The sequence below is a fragment of the Bifidobacterium apis genome, from assembly GCF_036986835.1.
Classification (GTDB): Bacteria; Actinomycetota; Actinomycetes; order Actinomycetales; family Bifidobacteriaceae; genus Bombiscardovia; species Bombiscardovia apis_A.
Window position 1 is genome coordinate 666,942 of the sequence record NZ_BTXD01000002.1, and the last position, 12,934, is coordinate 679,875.

The 12,934-nt window shown below is 62.8% G+C and carries 9 protein-coding genes; 6 read left to right on the forward strand and 3 right to left on the reverse strand.

Features of this window, described 5'->3' with window-relative positions; genetic code table 11:
- Window positions 1-72: 72 nt before the first annotated feature.
- Together AACP62_RS06460 and AACP62_RS06465 are read right to left on the reverse strand one after the other, a co-directional pair.
- On the reverse strand, window positions 73-843 hold the full coding sequence (locus AACP62_RS06460) for an MIP/aquaporin family protein (RefSeq protein WP_339347169.1): 771 nt from the start codon (window positions 841-843) through the stop codon (window positions 73-75).
- A 252-nt stretch (window positions 844-1,095) separates the two neighbouring features.
- Window positions 1,096-4,590 (reverse strand): SNF2-related protein, encoded by a 3,495-nt coding sequence (locus tag AACP62_RS06465; protein WP_339347170.1) that lies wholly within the window; start codon window positions 4,588-4,590, stop codon window positions 1,096-1,098.
- 160 nt (window positions 4,591-4,750) lie between these two features.
- On the opposite strand from AACP62_RS06465, the gene AACP62_RS06470 reads away from it, so the two are divergent.
- From AACP62_RS06470 to AACP62_RS06485, 4 genes are all read left to right on the forward strand, one after another.
- Complete coding sequence (locus tag AACP62_RS06470; protein WP_339347172.1) at window positions 4,751-6,223, forward strand: DHA2 family efflux MFS transporter permease subunit; 1,473 nt, start codon at window positions 4,751-4,753, stop codon at window positions 6,221-6,223.
- Between the two features lie 101 nt (window positions 6,224-6,324).
- A complete protein-coding gene (locus tag AACP62_RS06475) occupies window positions 6,325-7,560 on the forward strand; it encodes an FtsX-like permease family protein (RefSeq protein ID WP_339347175.1) in 1,236 nt (411 codons plus the stop codon).
- Complete coding sequence (locus AACP62_RS06480; RefSeq protein WP_339347176.1) at window positions 7,557-8,552, forward strand: ATP-binding cassette domain-containing protein; 996 nt, start codon at window positions 7,557-7,559, stop codon at window positions 8,550-8,552. The genes AACP62_RS06475 and AACP62_RS06480 overlap by 4 nt, the downstream gene beginning before the upstream one ends.
- 82 nt (window positions 8,553-8,634) lie before the next feature.
- Window positions 8,635-9,516 carry a hypothetical protein gene (locus AACP62_RS06485; protein ID WP_339347178.1) on the forward strand — a complete coding sequence of 294 codons (882 nt, stop codon included), beginning with the start codon at window positions 8,635-8,637 and terminating at the stop codon, window positions 9,514-9,516.
- Here AACP62_RS06485 and AACP62_RS06490 read toward each other — a convergent pair.
- Window positions 9,495-10,160, reverse strand: coding sequence for an HD domain-containing protein (locus tag AACP62_RS06490; protein ID WP_339347180.1), 666 nt, complete (start codon window positions 10,158-10,160; stop codon window positions 9,495-9,497). The two genes, AACP62_RS06485 and AACP62_RS06490, sit on opposite strands and share 22 nt — an antisense overlap.
- A 233-nt stretch (window positions 10,161-10,393) precedes the next feature.
- Here AACP62_RS06490 and zwf point away from each other — a divergent pair, with 233 nt between their 5' ends.
- Both zwf and AACP62_RS06500 read left to right on the forward strand, forming a co-directional pair.
- A complete protein-coding gene (gene zwf, locus AACP62_RS06495; RefSeq protein WP_253269647.1) occupies window positions 10,394-11,875 on the forward strand; it encodes a glucose-6-phosphate dehydrogenase in 1,482 nt (493 codons plus the stop codon).
- Window positions 11,872-12,879, forward strand: a complete 1,008-nt coding sequence (locus tag AACP62_RS06500) for a glucose-6-phosphate dehydrogenase assembly protein OpcA (RefSeq protein ID WP_029677605.1) — start codon at window positions 11,872-11,874, stop codon at window positions 12,877-12,879. The genes zwf and AACP62_RS06500 overlap by 4 nt, the downstream gene beginning before the upstream one ends.
- The last annotated feature ends 55 nt before the right edge of the window (window positions 12,880-12,934 follow it).

The window sequence follows — 12,934 nt, forward strand, 5'->3', positions numbered from 1 at the left end:
GCTGACTAACTCGACCCCCGGTCCTGTCGTAATAACCCCCTGGCAGGGCCAGGGGCTTTTCCATGTCGACGATCAAGGCAGAAGCCCCATCCAGGCAGGCGCTAACACTCCGATACAAGCTCCGACGATCGGCCCGACAAAAGGTATCCAGGCGTAGCTCCAGTCCGCATCCTTCTTGCCGGACATGGGCAGAAGGCAGTAAGCTAATCGAGCGGAAAAGTCACGTGCAGGGTTCATGGCGGCACCAGAAACCCCACCCAGTGCCATTACCAGAACCGTGATGACCAGGGCCACGCCCAGAGGCCCGACTTGCGTAGGCGTTCCCCCATTGAGGAAAACCCAGGTAACCAGGATGGCCGTGCCGATGGCCTCCGATGCCAGATTCCAGAAATTCGAACGTATGGCCGGCTTGGTGCAGAAAATCATGAGTTTGGTATCCGTGTCGGTCGGAAGTTCGAAATGCTTGCGAGTGCCCAGGTAGCCCAGGCAGGTGCCAAAGAAAGCCCCCAGGAACTGGGCGGAAATGAAGATGGCCACATTGGCCAAGGTGACCGGAATGCCACCTTTGCCCATGGCAAGGCCGTTCAAGGTCGCCTGTGGATCAATCCAGTGACCGACCACCCTGGCCAGCGTCACCGCCGGATTCAGATGGCCGCCCGTTCTCCACCCCGCATATACGCCCACATAGACAGCAAGGCCCCAGCCCAGCGAAGCATTGATCCAGTCGGCTCGATAGGCGCCTGTCTTGGGGAGCGACCTGCTGGCGGCGACCATGAAAGCGATGGCCATCATAAGTGCTGTGCCCAAAAACTCTGACCAGAACATCTGCACGCCGCTGATCATGCTCTCTCCCTCGGCTTCCCGTAATCAAAGGAGCTGAAGATGGCCAGGCTCCCATAACCCGGTAATCGACCGCCGCCAAACCGCCAAGTCCGCAGTGAAGCAACCGTCAATCCGCTTATACACATAGTCTTTCGATTTGACTACCGAATCAAGAATAACCGGAACCGTGACCCAAGGTCCTTGCCAGCGATGATGCCTCCGCTTTCAAAACCGCTGACTAATAGATTCGAGTAGATCCACATCCAGAGGCGATCAATTCAGCAGGGCCAGGAGGTCTTTTCTGCTCAGTCTGGCAACGCCGGCGGCACCAGTGGATGCGGCCGAATCGACAAAGCGCGAGGCCAGGTCGCTCTTGCTATGCTGCAGGTTGAGGATACGCTCCTCGATAGTGTCCTTGGCTACGATCTGGTAGACGTTGACATCCTGGGTCTGGCCGATCCGGTGGGCGCGGTCGTTGGCCTGCTCCTGGGCTGCGGCATTCCACCAAGGGTCCGCATGGACCACCACGCAGGCTCCGGTCAGGTTGAGCCCGGTGTTGCCGGCCTTCAGAGAGATCAGAAAGACCGGCGTAGCATCCCTATTGAACTGTTCCACCAGCTCCAGCCGCCGCTTCTTGGAGGTGGCGCCGGTGATCAGATCGTAGGGCACGTCCAGCCGACGGAGCCGTTGGGCTATCAGGTCCAGATAGGAGGTGAACTGGGAGAAGATCAGCATCTTCCGTCCGGCATCCTGGCAGGAGACCACCAGATCCTCGATGGCATCCAGTTTGGCCGAATCGCCGCGTCGGTCCCGGCCTTGGTCCTGATAAACCAGACGCGGATCGCAGCAGACCTCCCGCAATCTGGTCAGCTGGGCCAGGACCTGGATTTTGCCGACCTCGTACTCCTGATCCCTTTCCTTGTTGAGCGTGGCCCTCAGCTCCTGCTCAAGGGCTGCATAGAGCTTGCGCTGCCGACCCTGCAGGGGCACGCTGATCACGTTTTCGATTTTCTCAGGCAAATCCGTCAGCACCTGGGACTTGAGCCGGCGTAGGATGAAGGGTCCCACCAGGGCCTGGAGCCGGGACTGGGCATCCTGGTCTCCGCTGAGTATGGGCATTTCGAAGCGATCCCGGAACCGGGAGTAAGGGCCCAGCATACCCGGCATCAGGAAGTCGAAGATGCTCCAAAGCTCGGACAGCCGGTTCTCTATGGGCGTGCCCGTCAGGGCAAACCGGTGCAAACTATCCAGAGCGCGTACGGCCCGAGCTGCCTTGGTGGCATGGTTCTTGATGTACTGGGCCTCATCCAGAACCAAGGCATACCAGGGTAGACTCCGATACCGGTCCAGGTCCCGCCTGAGCAGATCATACGAGGTAATCAGCAGATCGTAGGACCTGGCCTGATCCAGCAGATCCTGACGCTGGCTGCGCCCCCCGGCCAGGACCGCCACCCGCAGATCCGGCGTAAAGCGGCGGCATTCAGCCTCCCAGTTGTAGACCAAGGAGGCCGGACAGACAATCAGTGAAGGCCCCCGATCCCTGGCCTGATCCCGACGGGAAAGCAGGTAGGCCAGCATCTGTATGGTCTTGCCCAGACCCATCTCGTCAGCCAGGATGCCGCCGAATCCGCGGTCGCTCAGGGTGCATAACCAACGCAGCCCTTCGACCTGGTAGGGTCTGAGCTGCCCGCGCAGCCCGTCGGGGACCCTGAACCCCTGAGGGTCAGGCCTGCGCTCCTTCAGGTAGTCGCGGAAGCTGGAATCGCGATCCTGTTCAGGCACCAGCGCATCCAGGTAGCCGAGCTGGAAGTCAGGCACCCGGACCGGCCCCTTGGCCAGATCAGCCGGGTCGATGCCTAGGTCTTCGGCCAGGGTGTCCACAGCATCCGTATTCAGATCAGCCAATTCGACGAAGGCACCATTACGCAGGCGATGGAAGCGGCGACGACGGCGATGGTCAGCCAGGATGGCAGCAGCCTCATCGGGCCGTACCTCATCGGCGATGGGCGAGATCTCGACCAGACCGGAGCGCACACGCACACCCACGCGGATCTGCGGATGAGAGACGACGCTCAGCCCGTCAAAGGCCGGGGTGGAGAAGACCCGTCCCAGACCCTTGAGCACCGGCAGGCCCTGGGTCAGCAGGGTGTGGATAGCCTCCTCATTCTCCTCGGGGATGCGCGCCAACCCATCCTCCATCAAGGGGAAATAGCGGCGGACCGTCTGCCGGGCCAAGGACTCGTTCTCCCGGTCCCTGCCAGGTTCATCCTCCGAAGCAGGGTCAGCACCGACGGACAGAAGACGATCCCCATAGCGGGCCTTGAGGTCACAGCTGACCCCCTGCCGATCCCTGTCCAGGTAAAGCTCGATCCTGCAGGGCGGCCGCCGCCGGGCATCCAGATCCTCGGGCAGACTGGCGGAGAGTCCGGATCCTTCCTGGGCACCCTGATTCAGGTCGGGCAGGACGGTCCGGGCGAACAGATCCAAGTCGTTGGCATCCAGATGCAGATCCCGATCATCGCCAGGGCGGCAGAGAGTCTCCAACAGGTCCCGATGCCGCATGAAATGCGCGCTGCAACGGTGGATGACCGGCCCCGGATCCAGCCCCAGGCCAGGCTGCGAGGGGCGCACGATAACGAAGGAAGATGCCTGGCCTACGATGAAACGTTCCACGGCCAGGGAATGGGTGATTCGGTAGCCGTCCGCCTCCTTGCTGACCGCGATGCCGGGGTCCGGGTCTCCGTCGACCACCGGGGCAGGCATGGCCTGCAGGAAGGAGTCCTCGGGAGGCGTGTAGTCCAGGGTGAGCCCGGAATCCACGAACAGGTCAAGGATCTGCGCCACCTCGTCGTCGCTGAGCCGGATCCCCGCCAACCCTACACGGGTAAGACGGCGACGCATGCCCCCCTCCTGTTCGGCCAGACTGCGGCGGATGGCGCCGGCCCTTTCCAGAATGGTCAGCAGAGCCTGGGCCCGGTCGTCAAAGGTGTCACGAGAATGAATGAAGGCCAGCCGCCGTCCGTAAGACATGAATTCGCCCTGGTCCACGGCACGCAGCAGGGCAGGCAGATCCTTAACCAGATAGGCGACTCCGTGGGAGGACAGGGTGATGTGAAGGCGGACCAGCCAGCCGCCGCGCTCACTGGTCAGATCGGGGATCAGCCCGACCGATCCGATAGGCAGGTGACGACCGCCAACCGACCCGTTCTCCTGCTTGAGCAGGCTCAGCTGACGTTCACGAAAGGCCTGTCGCCGCCGGCCCTCCTGCCGGTGCATGTAGGCTGCCAGGGGTCCCGAGGTCGACCGGGCGGACCGGAATCGGCCCTCGTCGCCGGCCCAGTCATCCGATCCTGCAAAGGCCTGGCTGGATTCGTTGTAGGCCATGATCAGGGCGACCACATGCTTGCAGGCAGGACCCTGGCGCCCAAAGGCCCGGCAAGTGCATGAGGAGTCGATGACCCGATGGGCCTGCTCATCCAGCCGAGCCTGGACCATGCAGTCACCGTCCGGCTGATAGGTGGCAGGCACACGCCCCTTGAGAACGGTCAAAGCTCCCAGGTGCCGCAGGCGCAGGTCTGTAAAGCGGCGGTCATCCAGCAGTTGATGGGCACGGAAGTAGGCCTTGCCGCCCAATCGACGCAGAGCGGCGTCAGAGATGGTGTCCGGGTCGCCGAAGGTCCGCCCCTCCTCGTCGTCGCCCGAATCATAGAAACCATGACCTGCTGAACCAACGGCTCTTGACCCGTAGACCGTTGCATGCCAATCCACACGCACCCTCCTTATGGTCTCTGACGACCATTCCCGAGCATAACCTTTTCCGTCCCGATGCGGCACGCCTTCGGCGAAGCGAGTAGACATGCCGACTTACGAAAAAATGACCGCCTCCCTAAGATGGCGTGCTGTTTGTCTGAAGAAGGAGATCATTATCGTGCAAAACACGTCCACCTCTGCCTCCGTTCACCGGTCACGCCCGGCCGTCCCCCATCCCTGGCCGGCCATCGCCGCGCTGATGATCGGGGCCTTCGTGGGCATGCTGAGCGAAACCTCGCTCAATATCGCCCTGCCCAACCTGATGGAGAGCTTCCAGATTCCCGCTGCCACCGTGCAGTGGCTGGTCACGGGGTACATGCTGGTCATCGGCATCGTCCTGCCCTTCTCCAGTCTGATCTCCAAGTGGTTCACCACCAGGCAGACCGTGATCTTCGGCCTGGTCGCCTTCCTGGCGGGCTCGGTGGTCTCAGCCATGGCCCCCACCTTCCCTGTCCTTCTGACAGGACGGCTGATCCAGGGCATCGGCACCGGCCTCATCCTGCCGCTCATGTTCACCGTGGCTATGCTGATCTTCCCGCCGGCGCGACTGGGCACGGTCATGGGCATGTGCGCCCTGGTCATCATGTTCGCCCCCGCCATCGGCCCGACCCTGACCGGAATCATCCTGGGCAAGCTGACCTGGCACTGGATCTTCTGGTTCTTCACCCCCTTCCTGGTTGTGGCCCTGATCTTCGCCGTCTGCTTCCTGAAGAACGTGGGAACCATCACCCACCAGCGGCCCGACCTGGCCTCGATTCTGGAGTCCATTGTCGGCTTCGGCGGACTGGTGGCAGGAGTCAGCCTGGCCAGCAGGTACGGATGGCTCTCCCCGGTCACCCTGATCATCCTGGTCGTGGCCCTGGTAGCCCTGGTCCTCTATATTCGTCGTCAGCTGGGCCTGGAACACCCGGTGCTCAATCTGCGCATCTTCTCCATCCCGGCCTTCCGCTATGGCGCCACCCTGGTCATGCTTGACTTCGCAGTCATCCTCTCCTCTATGTATCTGCTGCCCCAGTTCCTGCAGCGGGGGCTGCTCCTGCCCGTGGCGATGACTGGCATCCTCATGCTGCCCGGGGGCGTCATCAACGCCCTGGTCTCGGCCTTCGCAGGCCGGCTCTATGACGGCTTCGGGGCCCGAATGCCCGTCCGTTGCGGATTCCTTATCGCACTGGTTGGTACGGTCATCCTCCTGTTCACAGGCCCGCACACCCCTGTGGCCCTGGTGGTGGCAGCCCACATCATCCTCATGATCGGCTGCCCCCTGGCCATGTCACCGGCCCAGACCTACGCACTGAACTCTCTGAGCGGCCCGCAGTCCGGCGACGGAAGCACCATCATCAACACCATGCAGCAGATCGTGGGAGCCGTGGCCACGGCCATCACCACCTCCCTGCTGGCCATGGGCGAAGGTCAGGCAGCCGGAGTAGATAAAGCCCAGGCCTTCACCAGGGGCACCCACTATGGACTGGTCTTCACCCTGGTGCTGATTCTGGCCGCTCTGGCCGTCTCCCTGAAGGTACGCAACTTCTCCCACGCCGACCTGGCAGAGGCCGAGCAGGACATTCAGCAAGCTCCAAGTTCGCACCGCTAGCTTGGGAGCGTCCCTGGCTAGACTGGAGGACGGCGACCGGACTTAAGGCCCGCCATCGCGGGCCGCCCGGTCATCCCTGGAACGCTATCAGGAAGGGTGTCATGTTCGTTCTCAAGAACGCCTGGTTCACCATCAGGCGGCATGCGGCGCGGAGCCTGGTCATGGTTCTGGCCTGCCTGGTTGTGACGGCGCTGGCCACGACGGCGGCCACCGTGCTCCAGGCTGACACCAAGGCACGTACCACCGACTACGAATCCCAAGAGGTGGATGCCGTCATCAGCCCGCGCAAGGGAACCAAAGCCTCTCCCCTGGGCTGGAACGAGTATTCCAAGTACGCCCAGCGTCTGCAGATGGATGGCATGCAGTACAAGGCCTACTTCCATGAGACCGCGAACATCAGCCCGGAGGGGCTGCCTCAGTCAGGCACATACTCCCTGGTGGGCGTCTCCGACAAGGCAGCCGAACCCACCCTGCCTCACGGCCCCTTCATGCTGGACCAGGGAAAAGGACTGGACTACGCCTCGCAGAATACTTCCGGTACCCAAACCGTGGTGATCTCCAAGCAGATGGCACAGGCCAACAAGCTCAAGGTGGGCGATACCCTGACCATCAAGGATCCCCGCCAGCAGGATCAACAGGTCAAGCTGACCATCTCTGGCATCTATCACTACCGCAAGGCCGCCGACCAGGCAGCCAACCGAGCCATTTACACGGCCTATCCCACCTTTGCCATGCTGGGGCTGGATACGGCCAGCAAGCCAGGAGATCCTGGCCACGAACTGCTCGTGGCCTTCGTCCTGGATTCACCGAGCACCTACCAAAAGTTCATCAAGGAGCTGCGCAAGGACGGACTCAAGGCCTCGCAGTACGACATCGACTCTCCCAGCCTGAAGGACTACCAGCGGCGGATGAAGCCGGTCCACCAGGCCGCCGATCAGGCGCGAACCACCATTATCCTGGTCTGCCTGCTGGGCGGGCTGATTCTGCTGGGTTGCCTGATTCTCATGCTGCGCGGCCGTGCCAACGAAATCGGCATGGCCATCACCATCGGAGTCCACAAGGCCCGGCTGGGCTGGCAGTTCGCCCTGGAGACCCTCTTGCTCACCCTGCCCGGACTTGCCCTGGGCCTGGCTCTGGGTGCCGCAATCAGTCGACCGCTGGGCCGGTCGCTCTTCCGGCTGGGGAGCCTGGCCAGCATGCCCCACGCTGGTCTGATCTGGAAGATGATTCTGATTGGCCTGGCCGTCTGCCTGGTCCTCGCTCTGGCAGCGGCCGCCAGGGTAGCGGCCTTCAGAACCGCCCAGCTATACACCAACGACCTGGAGGACGAGGCATGAGCGAAAAGACATCAGACCAGCAGCCAGACGAAGAGTCCCAGGCAAAGATCGATCAGAAACAGGCTAATCAGAAGCAAGCCGATCAAACAAAGGCCAACACTGAACAAAAAGCCGACAAGAACACCAACACCGAACCGCTGCCCAAATCCAAGGAAGAAGCAGCCACTCAGACGGGCGAAAAGTCCGAGGAGGATGATTCTTCGGAAGAAGGTGTCTCGCTGGCTGCCTTCAAAGTGGTTATCGAGCACGAAGATACCGAAGATATCGATGACGATCAGGAGGAGGATCCGCTGCTGGAGACCGATGACCAGCGGGTGCTGGTTCCTGGCGGATACCCGGTGCTTTCCCTGAAGCACGTGGATTACACGCGCAAGGTCCAGGGTCGCCCCGAACAGATCCTGGACGATGTCGACCTGGAATTCCAGCGCCGCCGCATCTACTCGGTGGAGACCACCTCGCCTTCCGGACGAGCCGCTCTGATGGCCCTGATGACCGGTCTGCGCGCCCCTACCCAGGGCAGTGTGCTCTTCCGGGGCACGGACCTGCGCCAGTTGCTGGCCTCCGATTATCGCGGCCACCAGATCGGAGCCATCTTTGGCACCGATGCTCTGAGGCGCGACCTGACCGCCGTGCAGAACCTTGTTTACACCATGGATGCCAGTGGGCGCACCTTCCTGGGCCCCAAGGACAACCTGGCCCGTCAACTGCTGGATGAGGTGGGCTTCCCGGAGCGTCTGCAGGACAAACTGACGGCAGATCTGGACCACCTGGACTTCCGCCTGGCCTCCGTGGCCCGAGCCCTGTGTTGCGAGTGTGACGTGCTCGTCGCCGACGAACCCACCGAGGGGCTGGAGCCGGGCGACTGGGACACCCTGCTGGCCACGCTGAAACGGGTCTCCCGCCGTCATGACTGCGCCGTAATCATCCTGACCTCGGTCGGTTCGGACACTGTAGACGAGGGCACCTACGACGACCGGTTCATCGTCGATTGAGTCCCACCCTTCCGGACCGGGAACGGACGACGCTGCACTGATCTGTTCGGTCATCACCCATGAGGAGTGGATACCCCGGGTCATGGCCGAACAGATCGCTTTGTACAACACGGACCCACGTCGGCAGCAGGCGGTCATCCTGCACCATCACCATGGATTCGGACCCGTTCGGGAGGTCGGCGCCAAGGAAGCCATATGGATTACTCCAGGACTGCTGATCGCCCAGAACGCCTGGCTGGCATCCCATGGCCGTCCCTCCTGGGCCCTGTCATCCCCACCGACCATGTGGCTGGATGGGCTGGACCAGTCCCTGACCGGACGCAGGATTCTTACCGTGACGGCCGAAACCGTCCTGACCTGGCACCGACTGCCATCTGGCTTGGGACAGCGCCCCTGGTCACAGCTGGCCGCCGGTCGGGTATCGGGCCTGCCTGCAGCCCGACGAACCCTTGAAGATCTGCAGAGCAATCTACGGACAGCACCTCCGCAATCGCTGATCCGCATCCAGACACACTTGCCCGATATCCATGAGGAATGGCGGGTCATCATCGACAGGGGCCGGATTGCAGCCTCCAGCGGATACTGCCTGCATGAGGGCGAGGACTCCAGAGTCATTACCACGATCTTCGACGGCGCCGTTTTCGATTCCCGACATCGGACGATCGCCGAAGACTGTGCCCTCCAGGCAGCCAAGGGTCGATCACCTGCCCCAATCAGCGTGGATCTGGCCTTCCTCCGTGGATCGGATCAGCCTCTCGTTCTGGAGGGAAACCCGATCTGGTGCGCAGCTCCTTACGCTTACGGGCCACAGGGCATGGCCTCTTTCCTGAAAGCCGTTGCTGCCTGCCGGACCGATCCAGTCGAACCATATCAACCAGACCCGTGGATGCTGCGCGAATTCGGCAGCCGCTTCCGCAGTTCCTGGGGTCCGGTCCGGCAGGATCAGACGATGGTCATGCCGTAGTACCTAGCCAGGGGCTGCAGGTCCGGCACCCCGTACCGGGCCACCAATTGCTTCCATCGGGCCAGGTTGTCGGGACCATACTTTGCCGTGCGCTTGGCGGCGGTTGGCTCGGAGACGAAGATAGGCGGCTGGTGCTTGCTGTGGAACTTGTCCGCATACATGACCACCTCCTGCTCAGGGTTGACCGGCAGGTAGTCGTCCGGCGGCAGGTTCAGATGCTCCTCCTCCACCTGACGGCGGGTCAGCCCCACCCCGGTATGGTTGCGGGCGAACTGGGCCACCGATTCGTCCACCCCAGCGTCCAGCAGCAGGCGGTAGCCCTCCAGCCCGTGCTCGATGTATCGCTCGCCCTGAAAGGTCAGGGGCCGGCCCTGTGAGCCGTCATCCTTGAGGATCCGGTAAGTGCCGATGTCATGCAGCAGGGCACCCGTGCGGACCAGGTCACGGTCCAACGGCCGTTCGGGCAGGACCCCGTCAGGGTCATCGCCACGCGACAGGCGCTCGTTGACCTGGTCGGTCATGCGCACCGCGAGCGCGGCAATGATCTGGCAGTGGGTGTGTATCAGTTCATAGGCGGCTTGGGAGGGCGCATACTGACGATGCAGGGCCTCAGCCATGGGAACGTTGGGAATCATACCGACCATTCTAAGGATCCTTGCCACAAATGTGACCTTTGCGACGCTTATGCACACTTCAGCGGATAATCAGCCCTGCCCTTCTACTGCCGACAGTACACTGGGAGCCACGGTATTTCACGAGGAGCACTATGGACACTTCACCACTTGCGCGCTCCGCCGACCAGCCCACTCCCCCCGACGAGGACGGCGGCCGACAGGCGCCTTGGCACAACCCCCTGCTGGACCCGCGCGATCTGCGCATGCCGCGCATCGCAGGACCCAGCTCATTGGTCATCTTCGGCGTCACCGGAGATCTGGCCAAGAAAAAGCTCTTGCCGGCCGTCTATGACCTGGCCAACCGGGGGCTGCTGCCAGCCAGCTTCGGACTGATCGGCTTCGGGCGGCGCGACTGGAGCGACCAGCAGTTCGTCGCCTTTGCGGAGGAGAACGTCCGCGCCCACTGCCGCACCCCCTTCAACGAGTCCACTTGGCGGCATTTGAGCCAGGGTATGCGCTTCGTCAAGGGCAGCTTCGACGATGCCGAGGCCTTCCGCCGCCTGTCGGCCACCGTCTCGGAGCTGGACCGGGTCCGGGGCACCCGTGGCAACCATGCCTTCTACATGTCGGTACCGCCCAAGGCCTTCCCCCAGGTGGCCCGCCAGCTGGCCGAGTCGGGACTCTCCCACTCCAAGGAAGGGGCCTGGCGCCGCGTCATCATCGAGAAGCCCTTCGGTCACGACCTGGCTTCGGCCAAGGAGCTTGACCGGGTGGTCTCCGAGGTCTTCGAACCGGATTCGGTCTTCCGAATCGACCACTACCTGGGCAAGGAGACCGTGCAGAACATCCTGGCCCTGCGCTTTGCCAACATGATGTTCGAGCCGGTCTGGAACTCCAATTACGTCTCCCACGTGCAGATCACCATGGCCGAGGACATGGGCATCGGCGGCAGGGCCGGCTACTACGACGGAATCGGAGCAGCCCGGGATGTCATCCAGAACCACCTCCTGCAGCTGATGGCCCTGACGGCCATGGAGGAGCCGGTCTCCTTCTCAGCGTCGGATCTGACGGCCGAGAAGACCAAGATCCTTTCCGCTGTCCGTCTTCCCAAGGATCTGGCGGCCCACACCGCCCGAGGCCAGTACACGGCTGGCTGGCAGGGATCCCAGCATGTGGTCGGCTACCTGGATGAGGACGGGATCGACCCCTCCTCCACCACCGAGACCTATGCGGCTATCAGACTGGATGTGGACACCCGCCGCTGGGCCGGCGTCCCCTTCTACCTGCGCACAGGCAAGCGCCTGGGCAAGCGGGTCAGCGAGATCGCCATCGTCTTCAAACGTGCCCCCCACCTGCCCTTCGAGGCCACGGCCACCCGCGAGTTGGGCGCCAACGCGGTGGTCATTCGCGTACAGCCCGACGAGGGTGTGACCCTGCGCTTCGGGGCCAAGACCCCTGGATCTGCCATGGAGGTGCGTGACGTCAACATGGACTTCTCCTACGGGCGTTCCTTCACCGAGGCCTCACCGGAGGCCTATGAGCGGCTGATCCTGGACGTACTCCTGGGAGACCCGCCCCTCTTCCCCACCACCGAGGAGGTCAATCTCTCCTGGAAGATCCTGGACCCGATCGAGGAGTTCTGGGCCGGACAGGGTCAGCCCCAGCCCTACCGTGCCGGCACCTGGGGTCCGCGGGAGGCTGATCTGATGCTGGCCCGCGACGGATACCACTGGAGGATGCCATGATCGTCAGACTGAACAACACCACTACCTCCGCCATCGCTCGGGAGATCGACGAGCTCCACGTCGAACGCGGAGAGGCCGCCCAGGGAAGGGTACTGACCTTGGTCATCGTCACCGAGCAGGCCCATCTGGAGACGGCCTTGGAGACCGTAAACGCCGCAAGTCGTGAACACCCCTGCCGGGTGATCGCCATAGTGACCAATGCCGAAGACCGTCAGACCGAACAAGAAGCGGACCAGCCGACAACTGCGGCACAGTCCTCTGAAGACTGCGTCTCCTACAAGAACACCGACCATGACGGTGACCACACGCTGGATGCCGAAATCCGTTTCGGATCAGATGCCGGCGCCGGCGAGGTAGTGGTCCTGCGACCAGTGGCGGCTCTGCTTGACCATTCCGATGCTCTGGTCATCCCCCTCCTGGTGCCGGATGCCCCTCTGGTGGTCTGGTGGCCCACCAATCCGCCCACGGACCCCTCGCAGGATCCCATCGGGACCATGGCCGCCAGCAGAATCACCGATGCCATGGAAGCCGACGATCGTCAGGCCACCTTCGCCGGGCTGCTGGCCCATTCGCGCAATCAGGACGTGGACCTGTCCTGGACCAGGATCACCATCTGGCGAGCGCTGCTGACATCCATGGTGCAGCAGCCGCCCCACCTGCCCATCCGTTCAGTCAGGGTGACCGGCCAGGCCCACTACCTGCCATTGGAGCTGCTGGCCTCCTGGCTGGCCCTGAAATTGAAGGTGCCGGTCACTGTGGAGCGTGACCCGCAAGCCCAGGCTGTCACCGGTGTCTACTTCGAACGCCCTGACGGAGTAATGAGCATGGAGCGCCACCATGACGACCAGGCCCGGATCAACCAGCCCGGTCAAGCTCCACAGACCATCTCCATGCCCCTGCGCTCTGCCGTGGACTGCATGAGCGAGGAACTGGGTCGGCTGGATCCTGACGAGGTCTATCAGGATGTCATCCACACGGGCTGGGGAATGGTCGACCACCAGTAGGCGCCCCGTAGCGACTCAATTCACATGCAAACGCCCGGGTGTAGGCTGAGTCCAG